This is a genomic window from Streptomyces sp. NBC_00620, from assembly GCF_026341825.1.
GTDB lineage: Bacteria > Actinomycetota > Actinomycetes > Streptomycetales > Streptomycetaceae > Streptomyces.
The window spans coordinates 533153-546677 of sequence record NZ_JAPENY010000001.1 but is presented as its reverse complement, the minus strand read 5'-3'; the positions used below and the strand labels follow the sequence as shown (position 1 = coordinate 546677).

Below are 13525 nucleotides of genomic sequence, written 5' to 3'. Positions count from 1 at the left end.
GGAGTGAGGCCCGGAACCGGCGGGCGGGAACGACAGGGAAACGGAGGCGGCTGACGTGGAACGGCTCCTGCCCGCCGATCCGTCCCTGATCGGCGGCCACCGGCTCGCCGGCCGGCTCGGCGCGGGCGGCATGGGCGTCGTCTACCTGGCGCGCTCGCCGCACGGCGCGTGGTGCGCGCTGAAGGTGATCCGCGCCGAGTATGCGGACGACCCCGGCTTCCGCGCCCGCTTCCGCCGCGAGGCCGAGCTGGCCGCGCGCCTCACCAGCCGGTGGACCGTGCCGGTCGTCGCGGCCGACGCCGACGCCCGCTCCCCGTGGCTGGCCACCGCCTATGTGCCCGGACCGTCCCTCGCCGAGGCCGTGGCGCTGCGCGGACCCTGGCCCGAGGCGCAGCTGCGCAGCCTCGGTGCCGTGCTGGCCGAGGCGTTGGACGGGGTGCACGCGGCGGGGCTGGTCCATCGGGACGTCAAGCCCGCGAACGTGCTGCTGGCCGCGGACGGGCCGCGCCTGATCGACTTCGGGATCGCGCGGGCCGTCGGCGCGACCGCGCTCACCACGGACGGCACCGTCGTGGGCTCCCCCGGCTACCTCTCGCCCGAGCAGGCCCGCGGGCACACCGTGGGTCCGCCCAGCGACGTCTTCTCGCTCGGCTGCGTCCTCGCCCACACGGCCACGGGCAGGCCGCCGTTCGGCACTGGTGGCGCCGCGGCCGTGCTGTACCGGACCGTGCGGGAGGAGCCGGACCTGGACGGCGTACCGGAGGGCCTCGACCGGACCGTACGGCGATGTCTGGCGAAGGAACCGGAGCGGCGCCCGAGCGCCCGTGAACTCCGCGACGTCTTCGGCGAGTTCGCCGTGGACGAGTGGCTGCCCGAAGGGCTGCCGGCCCTGGTCGCCGCCCGTGCCGCACGCGTCCTCGACCTGCCCGTTCCCGACCCCACCTTGGTCACCGGGCCCTCCCCCGTGGACGCACCGCCCTCGCCCACCCGGCGGCGCCTGCTCGTCGCGGGGGCCGCGCTCGGTGTCACCGCGGTGGCCGGGGCGGGCGCGTGGTGGGAGTGGGGCCGGGCCGACGCGTCGGCGAACACCGGCTCCGTACGGCGGTCCCGCCACGTGGTCACGCTGCTCGGCAGCCCGGACGACCCCTACTTCACCGACCACCGGCGCGGCGCTCTCCTCGCCGTCGAGCAGCACAACGAGGACGCCCGGCGCACCGTGGACCTCGTGCTGCGCACCGCGGACGACGGCGGCACCGCGACGGGCTCCGCCGCGGCGGCCGCCCGGCTGGCCGCCGACCCGGACGTGTCCGTGGTGATCGCCGCGGGCACGAACGCGACCGTGCCCGCTGTCCTCGCCCCGTGTACGAAGGCCCGGCTGACCGTGCTCGTCACCCGTGCCGACACCGAGGCCCTGGAGGTCGTCAACACCACCACCGCCCTCGTGTTGCGCATCACCCAGACCGTCGGCCCGTTCGCGGCAGTGATCTATCTGAACCGGGTCGTCAAACCCGCCCGCACGGTGGTCGTGCACGACCTGGCCACCGAGGCGGAGAGCCTGGCCGCGGTCCGCATCATCACCGTCTACGGCAAGCTCGACGGCGGGACGTCGGTGGAGGAGGTCGCCGCGGACGAGGACTTCACCGGGGCCGCTCGCCGCATCGCCGCCCGCCCCCGCGACGCCGTCTTCTTCGGCGGGGTGAGCCCCGACCGCGCCGCCGCCTGCGCCCGCGCGTTGCGGGACGCGGGCCACCGGGGTGCCAGGGTCGCGGGCGAGCACGTCCTCGGCGCCCCCTTCCTCGCCGTCGGCGAGGACTGGAGGATCAGTACGGGCTACACCGACGCGAGCGCCGACTCCCGTACCAAGGCGTTCGCCGCCGCGTTCCGCGCCCGCCACGGACGCGCCCCGGGCGCCTGGGCGGCCGAGGCGTACGACGCCGTCCGGTTCGCCGCCCACGGCCTCGCCTCCGTCGGCGACGACGGCCGCAGCGCCCTGCGCTCAGAACTCCTGCGCCGCCCCTGGCAGGGCATCACCCGTCTCATGAGCTTCGATGCCTCCACGCAGAACTTCAAGGCCGACGAGGACGGCGGAGGGTTCCTGTTCCGGGTGACCGGGGGAACAGTCCGCTTCGTGGCGCGCTCCGCCGACATCGGCAAGAAGACGTGACCCGTACCCCGGGACCTCCGCTAAGAGCGCCCCCGGTCCTCCAGATACCGTGTGAGCGACTCCTGCCGCCGTGCCTCCGTCTCCCGCAGCTGTGCCGCCAGCCGTTCCGACTCCTCGTGGAGCACGGCAAGTTGGCGCTCCAGGTGGCGTTCCGGCGGTTCGGTGCCGGGTGTCATCCGGGTCCACCACCGCGTCCGTACGAAGGTGTCGACGGCCTCGGGGATGTCCTGCCGGATGGCTCGGGACAGCGTGTGCACGCCCTCCGGGTCCTGTGCGAGAACCGCGGCGACCCAGCCGGGGTCAAGGAGGGCGGTGAGGATCTCCGTGAGTTCGGCGAGGCGTCCGGCGGCAGCGGGCGGCAGTTCGACGCCGTCCAGGTACTCGCGCAGCTTGCCGAAGTCGCCGCGCAGTTCGTCGAGTTGGGCGGAGGGGTCCGGGAAGTCGGGGAGCGGCGGGCGCTCCGGCGGCGCGATCAGGGCGCCCGCGCCGTACAGACCGAGGACGACGGCGGGCCAGTACGCGCCCGCGAGCCCCGTGAAGGTCAGCGCGAGCCCGGCGATCCCGCCCGCGCTCCCGGCGAGGTTCTTGCGGGACTCCAAGTAGCCCATGAACCGGCTGGTCCCCTTGGTCCTATTGGTAGCCACGGATCTCCTCGAAGGCGCCGTCGAGCGAGCCCTTCTGGGCGTCGAAGAGGCGGCCGCCGGTCAGATCGGCGATGTGCTGCAGCTCGCCGCGGTCGGAGTCGCCGAAGAGGATCGGGAAGACGGGTATCTCCTGCTCACCGGCGGGCAGTTGGCCGTAGAAGCCGTCGAACTCGTCCGCGCTCGCGCCGGCTGTGTTCTCGCCGTCCGTCATCAGCACGATCGACGTGAACGTGTCGTCGTCGGCGCCCAGATGCTCGTACGCCTTCTCCAGCGAGGTGAAGATCGCGGTGTCGCCCTCGGCGCTGAGCGCCTTGGTGTCCTTGCGGATGCCGTCGAGCCCGGCCTGCGGGTCCTCGGGCTTCACCACGTGCGTGCGGACGCTCTTGACCTCCGAGCCGAACGGCATCAGCGTCACCTCCTCGCGCTCGCGGAAGTCGCTCGTCAGATCGGTGAGCGCCTTCTTGAGCCGGTCGAGGCGGCCGTCCTCGCGCATCGAGCCCGAGGTGTCGAGAACGTATACGGTCCTCGACGGTCGGCGGAGCTTGTTCTCGTAGGCGTCGAGGAGGCCGTCGGCGACCGACTGGCTGCCGGGGAAGGGGAGTTCGCGCCTTCTGCTGGTGTCGAGGCCGGTCGCCGGGGCGACGGAGGCGACGACCGGGCGGCGCAGGGTCTCCTCGGTGATCTGCTGCTGGGCGGCCGGGGCGCGCAGGGCCTCGGTGAGACGGCGGACGTCCTCGCGGGTCTCCTTGGAGGACGAGGCGAGGGAGGTCAGCGGATAGTCCGCGGTCACCACGCCGTCGCTCGGCCGGATGACGGTGAGGCCCTTCATGCCCTTGAGGACCGACTCGTAGTTGAGCAGGGCGTCCACGGTGCCACGGCGCTCGTAGGCGGCCGCCAGCCAGCCCGAGGAACCCGAGGTCAGCTTCTGCCCCTGGAAGAACTCCTTCAGCTTCGGCGTCGCCTTCTCCACATCCGCGTCCGTCAGAGCCGACTGGGCTCCGGACAGGCCCGAGGCCACCGAGATCAGCGTGGAGAAACCGGAGTTGGAGCGCGCCGGATCGGTCATGCCGTACGTCAGCTTGCCGGCCGCCACCGCCTTCTCCACCTGCGACCAGGTGACGTCGTCCGGCTGCCAGCCCAGCTCGTTCACGGTCGCCGGCTTGACGCCGATGGCCACCGGGCTGGACATGATCGACGTCTCGGACACGACCTTCTTCGCCGCGTCGGGACGCAGCCGCAGATAGTCGTTGGAGGACAGCCACAGGGCGTCGTACGAACCGTCCACCTTGCCCTGTGCGAGCAGGTCCACGGCGGCGAGGGTGCCCATGTAGGTGGGCTTCACCGTGATGCCGGTGTCCTGCTGGATCTTCTCCAACACCGGTGCCATGTCGCTGAGTTCACTGGAGGCCAGGACACGGAGGGTGCCGGGTGTCGGTCCCGCCGCCTTGGGGTCCTCCGCCGCGTCTTCTGCCGTGCAGGCCGATACGGCGAGCAGGGCCGCCGCCGTCAGTACGGCGAACGCGCTTCGTCGTCTCATCCGTTCCCGCCTTCCAGGGCACCCTGCGAGCGGCTGCGCTCCAAGTACGCGCTCGCGTGCTGGAGTTCGGAGGTCAGGGACTCGACCGTCACGGCCATGGCCTCGGTGGCCTGGACCTTGTAGGTGTCGATCGCGTCGAGTGTGCGGTAGATCTGCTGGAAGGCGCTGCGCAGGGTCTCCGCGCCGACGGCCGGGTCGGCGGCGATCCGCTGGATCTCCCCGCTCTGCGTGGCGAGCATCTCGGCGTTGCCCCGGATGAGGTCCTCCGTCGTACCGCGCAGGGCGTTGACCTGGTCGACGACCTTGCGCTGGTTGTCGAGGGCGGAGGCGAGCATCACGGAGATGCGCAGCGCGGACACGGTCGTGGTCGCGGCCCGGTCGACGCCCTTGATCAGCTCTTCGTTGTTGCGGCGTACGACGTCCATGGCCAGGTATCCCTGGGCGCACACGGCCAGTTGGGTCAGCAGGTCCTGGTGCTTCTGCCGTACGGGGAAGAGGACGTCGGAGCGGAGGGTGTCGGCCCCCGCCGGGTCCCTGGCCTCCACGCCCACGATGTGCGCCTCGACGGCCGTGTCCAGGGCCTGGGTGAGGACGACGTACTCCTGGAGCTTGCCCATCGTCTCCCAGAGCCGGACCCGCTCGGTCTGCAACGCGGCGTTGTCCCGGCGCAGTTCGTCCTGTCCGCCGCGCAGCGAGCCCACGATCTTGTTCAACGTGCCTTGCGCGGAGGCGTACTTGGCGACGTGGTCGCGGAGCTTGTTGCCGCCGGGGAGCCGGGAGAGGAACTTGCGGCCCTTGCTCGCGGGCAGGTCGCGCGGGTCCAGGTCCTCCACGACTCGCCGGAGTTCGACGAGCGAGCCCGCCACGTGCGACTGGGCGTCCTCGCCCTTGCCGGGGAGGCTCCGGATGGTGCGCTCCAGCATGCGGTTGGACTGCGCGGCGGCGCCCCGCATCTCGCCCGCGCCCAGGCCCGCGATCTCGCCGACCTTGCCGGCGAACTCGGGGGAGCGGGCGTCCAGGGTGGCGAGCCCGCCGACGTACTCGGCGGCGCGGCGCGCCATGTCCTCGTGCACGGCCGGGTCGACGGGCACGAGCCCGCCCGCCTTCTCGCGGGGCACGGGCGCCACGGCCTCGGGCGGTGTGAGGGTCAGTGTGTTCGGTTCAGTGCTCATTGCGTGCTTCCCCCTACTTCCGGGCCCGGAGTGCCATCTCGTGCAGCACCTTGGAGGCGGGCACGGGCGCCTGCCGGACGCCGGTCAGCTTCTGATTGATGTACCTGGTCTGGGCCGCGGTCGCCTCGGTGAACTCCGTGCTCGCGCCCTGCGGCCGGAACCCGTGCCGGACGGCGAGCTTGCGCAAGGTCGGGTCGGTGCTGAGGAGTTCGCCGAGCGCACGGCCCTCAGGAGTGAGCGGTACGACGGTGTGGTCGCTGTTCGCCGTGGTGTCCGGGTAGAGGACGGTGAGGTCGCCGACCTCCTGGCCCTGGACGAGCAGCGAGGCGACCTGGGACTCGTAGGCGAGGACGAGCGGGTTGCCGGCCCCGCTGATGAAGTCCCTGAACGTGGCGTCCGTACTGCTCTGTTGAGCGCCCTGGACGCTGATCAGCTTGTGCATCAGGGGCGCGGTGCGGGTCACGGCGGTGTTGTCCGCGGCCACGCGTCCGCCGTCGGCGACGTACGAGGCGGCGGCGAGGTAGAGGGCGCCGGAGTTGGAGGTCTCGGGGTCGGTGGTGGCGATGAAGAGCGTGCCGGTCAGCTCGCCGTACTTCTCGGAACCCTTGAGTTCCTGCCAAGTCCGGTCCTGCTCGGCCGCCTTGAGGTAGGCGGACATCTTGAGGGTGCCGGTGGCCTTGTCGAGTACCGCGAGGCCGTTCTTCTCCAGGACCTCGGCGGCGTTGCGGTGGGCCACGACGACGAGGGGCGAGTAGAAGGGCCGGGGGAGCGGCTTCTGTGCGTGGTACTTGTCGGCCAGCTCATCCGCCGGCGCCTGGCTGGAAGGGAAGGCGAAGTCGTACCCCTTGAGGTCCAGGCCCTCCATGGCCCAGGACCCGGAGGTCTCCGTCTTCACGGTGTAGCCCTTGGCAGCGAGGGCCTTCACCACGTCGGGATCGGCGAAGAACTCCGCCTTCTCCGATCCGATCACTCCTTGCACGGTCTTCGTTGCCGTGCCCTTGTCCTGACCATCGCGGCCTGCGACGACGGCTGCTACCACTCCGCCGATCAGCAGCACCGCCAGGACGATTCCTACGATGCGTCTCACACCCGAGAGCGTGCTCCCGGACTCCAACATTCCCCCCGGCGCGGGGTGAACACGGGGTGACGACGGGGTCCCGGTACGCAACCGGAACGGGGGGTGCCGCTACGGGGGTCCACTCACCAGCGCCGGTGAGGGGATCCCCTCTTCTTTCCGCCGCAACGGTGCTCAGCCACGATGGCGCCTGACGGCGGTGCCGAGTGACCGAGACCCACCCGAAAACGCCGGGGTCCCCCAAAACCGGGGGCAAGCGAAACCCCCGCCAAAGCGAACGCAGTGCCGTGGCACCCGGTCCGCACGTCGCTGCGGTGCGCGCGGACCGGGGCCGTATGAGGGGAGCCGCGGAGGCTCAGTGGGCCGCGAGAGATGCCGGGGCGGTGGCGGACGCGTGGGCGTCCATGCGCTCGGCGGCGAGTATCGCGGCGGCGGTGTCGGCGCGGGACGCCGCGACGACGAGGGCGCGGCCCGCGAGGGCGTGCGCGCGCTGGTGGAGGGAGAGGAGCCGCGGCTCGTGAAGGGCGTCGGCCACCGACGACCGCACCGGCGCCACCCCGTCCCGCAGCCGGGCCACCTGCGCGGTGAGTCGCTCACCCGCCGCGTCCAGATCGCCGGACGGCGCGATCGCACGGATCTCGTCGGTCACCGCGAGCAGCGCCGCGAGATGACCGGCCAGCTGGATGTCCAGCTCCTCCTCGCGCGACCGATGGGGAAAGTCGGAGGTGGTGCCGGCCGTCGTGTGGACCGACTTGGTGCGGATCGGTTCGTACATGGGACGGCCTCCTGTGCTCTGACAGGATCCCATCCTAGCTTGGATTCCGTCTAAAGTTGAGCGGGATCGCAGAACCGGTCAAAGCGCACACACAGCGTGAGTGTCAGTGCTGGCCGTAGCCGTCCAGGAAGTTGCCGATCCGCGTCACCGCGTCCGTCAGATCCCCGACCGTCGGCAGGGTGACCACCCGGAAGTGGTCGGGCTCGGGCCAGTTGAAGCCCGTCCCCTGAACCACCATGATCTTCTCGCGGCGCAGCAGGTCGAGGACCATCTGCCGGTCGTCCTTGACCTTGAACACCTTCGGGTCCAGGCGCGGGAAGAGATACAGCGCCCCCTTCGGCTTCACACAGCTCACGCCGGGGATCTGCGTCAGCAGCTCGTACGCCACATCCCGCTGCTCCTTCAGCCGCCCGCCGGGCAGGACCAGGTCGTTGATGGTCTGCCGCCCGCTCAGCGCGGCGACCACCCCGTGCTGACCCGGCATGTTCGCGCACAGCCGCATGTTCGCGAGGATCGTCAGCCCCTCGATATAGGAGTCGGCGTGCGCGCGCGGCCCGGAGATGGCCATCCAGCCGACCCGGTAACCCGCCACGCGATACGCCTTCGACATCCCGTTGAAGGTGAGCGTGAGCAGATCGGGGGCGATCTTGGCGGTCGAGGTGTGCGTGACACCGTCGTAGAGGATCTTGTCGTAGATCTCGTCCGAGCAGACCAGCAGGTTGTGGCGGCGGGCGATGTCGGTCAGCCCGCGCAGCATCGCATCGTCGTACACCGCACCCGTCGGATTGTTCGGGTTGATGATCACGATGGCCTTGGTGCGGTCGGTGACCTTCCGCTCCACGTCCGCGAGGTCGGGCATCCAGTCGGACTGCTCGTCGCAGCGGTAGTGCACGGCCGTTCCGCCGGACAGTGACACGGCCGCCGTCCACAGCGGATAGTCCGGCGCCGGTACGAGCACCTCGTCGCCGTCGTCGAGCAGCCCCTGCATCGCCATCACGATCAGCTCGGACACGCCGTTGCCGATGAAGACGTGCTCGACGTCCGTCTCGATGCCGAGGGTCTGGTTGTGCATCACGACGGCCCGGCGTGCCGCGAGCAGCCCCTTCGCGTCGCCGTACCCGTGCGCCGAAGACACGTTCCGCAGGATGTCCTCGAGGATCTCGGGCGGGCACTCGAACCCGAACGCCGCCGGATTCCCCGTATTGAGCTTGAGGATCCGATGCCCCGCCGCTTCCAGCCGCATCGCCTCCTCGAGCACCGGGCCCCGGATCTCGTAACAGACATTGGCGAGCTTGGTCGACTGGATCACCTGCATGTCCGTGAGCTTACGGCCGGGTAACGCTCGGCGGGGCGTGTTTTCCACCACGTGAGACGTGCCGATTTGTTCGCCTTTTTCCCCTCGCTGTCCCCAGACCCCTCGCAGTCTCTACAATCCGCCCCCATGTCCCAGCAGAACGGCGAGCCCGAAGCCCCGCCGAGGGTGTACCTCCCGCAGAACGACGACGAGGCGCCCCCGGCCTACGAGGCGTACGCGGATCCGGCGGCGGCCCACGGCTGGGAGGACGTGCACGTCGGCGACGACGCCGACACCGCTCCGCTGGCCGTCGTCCCCGGTGGCTCATCGGCCCGGCACGACCGGCTGCTGCGCCGTCGCCGCACCCGGCTGCTGCGCCGGGCGGCGGTGGCCGGCGGCGCCGCGTGCGCCGTCCTCGTCGTCGTGGCGGTCTCCGGATTGTTCGACTCCGGGCCGTCGACGGATCCGGGCGACCGCGTTCGTGAGGCGACCTCGCCCGCGGAACCCGCCACGGGCACGACGGCATCGACGGACGGTTCCGGCCCGGCCGCGGGAGCGTCGTCGCCGGATCCGTCGCCCGACCCGTCCGATACGTCGGCGAGCGCCGGCGACGCCTCCCCGAGCGCCAGTGGGTCGGCCTCCGAGGCTCCCACCACAGGGACCTCTTCGACGGCGACAGCGACGGGGACAGCCACCGCCACGGCCGACCCGGGCCAGGGTAACGGCAACGGCAACCCCGGCCAGGGCCAGGGAGCGAGCAAGCGGCCCAAGTAGCCCCCGGGCGCGGCCTCTTGAGCGCACGGCTTGAACCAGCGGCCGGAAACAACTCCTTGTCCCCTCCCGCCCACCCCCTCACAATGCGCATGACAAAACAGAAGGTGACCGGAAAACCTTCGGTCACTCACGTCGCAAGAGGGGACCCCACATGAGAAAGCCTCTCGTTGCCGCGCTCTTCGCCCTGGTGATCGCCGGGGCGGGCGCGGTACCAGCGGTCGCGGCACCGGCACCGGCACCCGCGCCGGAGACCGTGGCCGCGACCACCGAAGCTGCCGCGCCCACGATCCAGGCCGTCAACCTCGCCGGCACCGTCGCGCTCAGCAACTGTTCCGGCTCGGTCGTCCGCTTTCCGAACTCCCTGGACACCGACCCGGCGCTGGTGCTCTCCAACGGCCACTGCCTGTCGACCGGCTTCCCGGAGCCGGGCGAGGTGCTCGTCAACCAGGCCTCCAGCCGCACCTTCGGGCTGCTCAACTCCGCCGGCACCCGGGTCGCGACCCTGCGCGCCAGCAAGCTCGCCTACGGGACGATGACCGACACGGACGTCTCGATCTACCAGCTCACCAGCACGTACGCGACGATCAAGAGCTCGTACGGGATCTCCGCGCTGACCGTGCAGAACACACACCCGACCGCCGGCACCGCCATCACCGTGGCGTCCGGTTACTGGAAGACGCTCTACAACTGCAACATCGACGGGTTCGTGTACCGGCTGGAGGAGGGTGACTGGACCTGGAAGGACTCGGTCCGTTACACCTCTGCCTGCCAGACCATCGGCGGCACCTCGGGCTCACCGGTGATCGACCAGTCCACCGGGAACGTCGTCGCCGTCAACAACACCGGAAACGAGGACGGCGGGACCTGCACGGTGAACAACCCCTGCGAGGTCGACGAGAGCGGCAACGTGACCGTCCGCGAGGGCATCAACTACGCCCAGGAGACCTACCTGATCCCGGCCTGCTTCACGACGGGCAACCAGCTCAACCTGAGCGCGAGCGGGTGCACCCTGCCGAAGCCGTAAGGCATGGGCGGGCGGTCCGTCACACGGGACTGCGACGGACCGCCCGCCCGGCCAGTACGTCCGTCCGCCGGCCGTCCTCGATGACGAACCGGCCGTCGATCAGCACGTGCGGGATGCCGGTCGGGAGCGTGCGCGGGTTCTCGAAGGTGGAACCCGCCGCGACCGTGGCCGGGTCGAAGAGGACCAGGTCGGCGCGGTAGCCCTCGCGGACGAGCCCGCGGTCCGCCAGCCGCAGCCGGGCGGCGGCCCGCCCGGTGAGGTGGGCGACGCACTCCTCCAGCGAGAGGACACCCAACTCCCTTACGTAGTGGCCCAGATAGCGCGGGAAGGTGCCGTACGCGCGCGGGTGCGGCTTGTCGCCGCGCAGGATGCCGTCGGAACCGCCGGTGTGCACGGGGTGGCGCATGATCGCGCGGACGTTCTCCTCGTGGCCGACGTGCTGGAGGATCGTCGGGCCGAGGCCGTCGTCGAGGAGGAGGCGGCGGGCGGTCGTCCAGGGGGCCTCGCCGCGCTGGTCGGCGGAGGCCTGGACCGTGCGGCCGACGTACGGCGCGAGGGCGGGGTCGGTCACGCCCGAGATCTCGATCGTGTCCCACTCGATGGGGACGCCGTGGCAGCCGTCGGCGCCCACGACCTCCATGTGGTGCCGGATGCGTTCCGCCGTGGTGTCGTCCCGCAGGCGGGCGAGGATCGACTCCGGGCCGCCCTCGCTCGCCCAGCTCGGCAGCATCGCCACGAGGGTGGTGCAGCCGGGGGTGTAGGGATACGTGTCGAGGGTGATGTCGGCGCCCTCCGCGAGCGCCTTGTCCAGGAGGGCGAGGAGGTCCGGGGCCCTGCCCTCGTTCACGCCGAAGTTCATCGTGGCGTGCGCGAGGTGGAGCGGGCAGCCGGCCTCGCGGGTGAGGGCCACCATCTCCTCGTACGCCTCCAGGGCGCCCGCTCCGTACGAGCGGTGGTGCGGGCAGTAGTAGCCGCCGTGCTCGGCCACCACCCGGCACAGTTCGGTGAGTTCGGCGTCCTTGGCGTACATGCCGGGGGTGTACGTCAGGCCGGAGGACATGCCGACGGCGCCCTCGCGCATTCCGGTGGCCACCAACTCCCGCATACGGTCCAGCTCCCGGGGTGTCGCCTCCCGGTCCTCCCAGCCGACGGCGAGCATCCGCACGGTGCCCTGGGGGATGAGGTAGGCGGCGTTCACCGCGATGCCCTCGCCGTCGAAGCCGTGGTCGAGCCGGTCCAGGTACTCGCCGACCGAGCGCCAGGTGAAGTCGATGTCGTCGCCGTGGCCGTTCCAGCCGGTGATCGTGCGGCGGACCTCGGCGAGCGTACGGTCGTCGACGGGGGCGTACGACAGGCCGTCCTGGCCGATGACTTCGAGGGTCACCCCCTGCGCGGCCTTCGCGCTGTGATCCGGGTCCCGGAGCAGCGCGAGGTCGCTGTGCGCGTGCATGTCGATGAAACCGGGGGCCAGCGCCAGGCCTTCGGCGTCCAGCATGCGGCGGGCCACGGGACGCTGGCAGCCGGCCGCCGCGGCCTCCTTGACCACGGTGGTGATCACGCCGTTCTCGATGCCCACGTCGGCGCGGTAGGAGGGCTCTCCGGTGCCGTCGACGACTTCCGCGTCGCGGATGACGAGGTCCATCACAGCTGTCTCCTGCTCTCCTAGAAGAAGGTGCGGATGTAGTCGACGACCGTGCCGTCCGCCTCGACCAGTGGGATCAGCTGCCACTTGTCGAAGGACGTGCAGGGGTGGGACAGGCCCATGCCCAGCCAGTCGCCGACCTGGACGTCCGCCTCCGGGGCCGTGCGGAGCCAGCCGTGCTGGTCGGAGAGCCCGCTGACCGTGACACCGGTGGCCGGGCGCTCGGTGCCGTCGCGGCGGACCACCTGGGCCTCCGGCAGATCGAGGTCGTACGCGGCGTCCCGCTTGCCCGCGTTGACGAAGGCCTGGTCGGGGGAGGGCCGGGAGACGACCTGGGCCCACAGCCGGAAGGCGGGGTGCAGGGCGCCCTCCTCGGGGACGCGGGTGAAGGGGGTGAGCTTGCGGTAGTGGCCGTCGTCGTGCGAGACGTACGCGCCGGAGCGGAGCAACTTCAGTACGGGGAGGGAGAGTTCGGGGAGCTCCGCGAACACGTCTGCCACCGCGTCGAACCAGGCGCTGCCGCCCGCGCTGACGACGATCTCGTCGAGGCCCGTGAACCGGCCGGCCTTGTCGAAGTCCGCGGCCAGGGAGGTGAGGCGGCGCAGCCACGCGTGCACGCGCTCGGGGTCGGCCTGTGGGACCTCGCCCTCGTAGCCCGCGACGCCCACCAGCCGCAGCGTCGCCGTCCCGGCCACCGCGTCGGCGACCGCCGCGCACTCTGCCTCCGTGCGGACGCCGGTACGGGCGCCCTCGCCGGCGGCGAGTTCTACGACGACGTCCACGGGGCGGGGGGCTCCGAAGAGCGCGGCGTCCATCAGCTCCACGCCGCGTACGGAGTCGACGTAGCAGATGAAGCGGAAGTCCGGGTCCGCCGCCAGGTCGGAGGCGATGCGGCGCAGGGCCGGTGCGTCGACGAGTTCGTTCGCGAGGAAGATCCGGTCGATGCCGAACTCCCTTGCCACGCGCACCTGGTGGGGGACCGCGAGGGTGATGCCCCAGGCGCCGTGCTCGATCTGCTTCCAGAACAGCTGCGGGGCCATCGAGGTCTTGCCGTGCGGGGCGAAGACGAGGCCGTGACGGGTGGCGTAGGTCTCCATGAGCGCGAGGTTGTGCTCCAGGCGCTCGCTGGAGAGGGCGAGGACGGGGGTGGTGAAGCCGTCGGTGAAGAGGTTGCGGCGCTGGGCGGCGAGTTCGCCGACGGTCAGACCCTCGGCGTCCGGGGGGAGGCCCTTGAAGCGGTGGTCGACGCGGTCCGCAGTGAGAGCGGCCAGCTGTGCTGCGGCGGTGTCGGCGCCCATGGGGCCTCCCGGATTTCCTGATGAGGTGCGTTGCAGTATCTGCAACGCTCATTGCGTATGTCGCTTACTGCTGTCTAACATCCCAGCCAACGCAGGGTCAACGGTGCCGATGCCGTTGCCCGAGAG

At 71.2% G+C, this 13525-nt stretch carries 11 protein-coding genes; 3 read left to right on the top strand and 8 right to left on the bottom strand.

Going from position 1 to position 13525, the window contains the following annotated elements; genetic code table 11:
* Window positions 1-55: 55 nt before the first annotated feature.
* The gene (locus OG246_RS02430) at window positions 56-2164 is read left to right on the top strand and encodes a bifunctional serine/threonine-protein kinase/ABC transporter substrate-binding protein (protein WP_266455107.1); all 2109 of its coding nucleotides are present in this window, start codon (window positions 56-58) and stop codon (window positions 2162-2164) included.
* Window positions 2165-2184: 20 nt separating this feature from the next.
* Here OG246_RS02430 and OG246_RS02425 read toward each other — a convergent pair whose 3' ends face one another.
* The 6 genes from OG246_RS02425 to OG246_RS02400 form a co-directional block, all read right to left on the bottom strand.
* The gene (locus OG246_RS02425; RefSeq protein ID WP_266463788.1) at window positions 2185-2772 is read right to left on the bottom strand and encodes a hypothetical protein; all 588 of its coding nucleotides are present in this window, start codon (window positions 2770-2772) and stop codon (window positions 2185-2187) included.
* A gap of 22 nt (window positions 2773-2794) precedes the next feature.
* Entirely contained in the window at window positions 2795-4345 is a 1551-nt protein-coding gene (locus tag OG246_RS02420; protein WP_266455104.1) for a substrate-binding and VWA domain-containing protein, read from the bottom strand.
* A complete protein-coding gene (locus tag OG246_RS02415; RefSeq protein WP_266455101.1) occupies window positions 4342-5517 on the bottom strand; it encodes a toxic anion resistance protein in 1176 nt (391 codons plus the stop codon). The genes OG246_RS02420 and OG246_RS02415 overlap by 4 nt, the downstream gene beginning before the upstream one ends.
* Before the next feature lie 13 nt (window positions 5518-5530).
* Window positions 5531-6604 carry a substrate-binding domain-containing protein gene (locus tag OG246_RS02410; RefSeq protein ID WP_266455098.1) on the bottom strand — a complete coding sequence of 358 codons (1074 nt, stop codon included), beginning with the start codon at window positions 6602-6604 and terminating at the stop codon, window positions 5531-5533.
* 343 nt (window positions 6605-6947) lie between these two features.
* On the bottom strand, window positions 6948-7367 hold the full coding sequence (locus OG246_RS02405; RefSeq protein WP_266455095.1) for a hypothetical protein: 420 nt from the start codon (window positions 7365-7367) through the stop codon (window positions 6948-6950).
* Between the two features lie 103 nt (window positions 7368-7470).
* Window positions 7471-8682, bottom strand: a complete 1212-nt coding sequence (locus OG246_RS02400) for a pyridoxal phosphate-dependent aminotransferase (RefSeq protein ID WP_266455093.1) — start codon at window positions 8680-8682, stop codon at window positions 7471-7473.
* 126 nt (window positions 8683-8808) lie between these two features.
* On the opposite strand from OG246_RS02400, the gene OG246_RS02395 reads away from it, so the two are divergent.
* Together OG246_RS02395 and OG246_RS02390 are read left to right on the top strand one after the other, a co-directional pair.
* Complete coding sequence (locus tag OG246_RS02395) at window positions 8809-9435, top strand: hypothetical protein (RefSeq protein ID WP_266455090.1); 627 nt, start codon at window positions 8809-8811, stop codon at window positions 9433-9435.
* Window positions 9436-9586: 151 nt separating this feature from the next.
* A complete protein-coding gene (locus OG246_RS02390) occupies window positions 9587-10459 on the top strand; it encodes a serine protease (protein WP_266455087.1) in 873 nt (290 codons plus the stop codon).
* A gap of 19 nt (window positions 10460-10478) precedes the next feature.
* Here the strand turns inward: OG246_RS02390 and OG246_RS02385 are convergent, their stop codons facing one another.
* Both OG246_RS02385 and OG246_RS02380 read right to left on the bottom strand, forming a co-directional pair.
* Window positions 10479-12101: an amidohydrolase family protein gene (locus tag OG246_RS02385; RefSeq protein ID WP_266455084.1), complete on the bottom strand. Its 1623-nt coding sequence runs from the start codon at window positions 12099-12101 to the stop codon at window positions 10479-10481.
* A gap of 20 nt (window positions 12102-12121) precedes the next feature.
* Window positions 12122-13399 carry an amino acid deaminase gene (locus OG246_RS02380; RefSeq protein ID WP_266455081.1) on the bottom strand — a complete coding sequence of 426 codons (1278 nt, stop codon included), beginning with the start codon at window positions 13397-13399 and terminating at the stop codon, window positions 12122-12124.
* Window positions 13400-13525: the final 126 nt, after the last annotated feature.

Excerpts from the sequence above, each read along its gene's own strand:
- OG246_RS02395 (WP_266455090.1), top strand. The coding sequence starts at position 8,809 with ATGTCCCAGCAGAACGGCGAGCCCGAAGCCCCGCCGAGGGTGTACCTC.
- OG246_RS02400 (WP_266455093.1), bottom strand. The coding sequence starts at position 8,682 with ATGCAGGTGATCCAGTCGACCAAGCTCGCCAATGTCTGTTACGAGATC.
- OG246_RS02385 (WP_266455084.1), bottom strand. The coding sequence starts at position 12,101 with ATGGACCTCGTCATCCGCGACGCGGAAGTCGTCGACGGCACCGGAGAG.
- OG246_RS02390 (WP_266455087.1), top strand. The coding sequence starts at position 9,587 with ATGAGAAAGCCTCTCGTTGCCGCGCTCTTCGCCCTGGTGATCGCCGGG.
- OG246_RS02420 (WP_266455104.1), bottom strand. The coding sequence starts at position 4,345 with ATGAGACGACGAAGCGCGTTCGCCGTACTGACGGCGGCGGCCCTGCTC.
- OG246_RS02415 (WP_266455101.1), bottom strand. The coding sequence starts at position 5,517 with ATGAGCACTGAACCGAACACACTGACCCTCACACCGCCCGAGGCCGTG.
- OG246_RS02425 (WP_266463788.1), bottom strand. The coding sequence starts at position 2,772 with ATGGGCTACTTGGAGTCCCGCAAGAACCTCGCCGGGAGCGCGGGCGGG.
- OG246_RS02405 (WP_266455095.1), bottom strand. The coding sequence starts at position 7,367 with ATGTACGAACCGATCCGCACCAAGTCGGTCCACACGACGGCCGGCACC.
- OG246_RS02380 (WP_266455081.1), bottom strand. The coding sequence starts at position 13,399 with ATGGGCGCCGACACCGCCGCAGCACAGCTGGCCGCTCTCACTGCGGAC.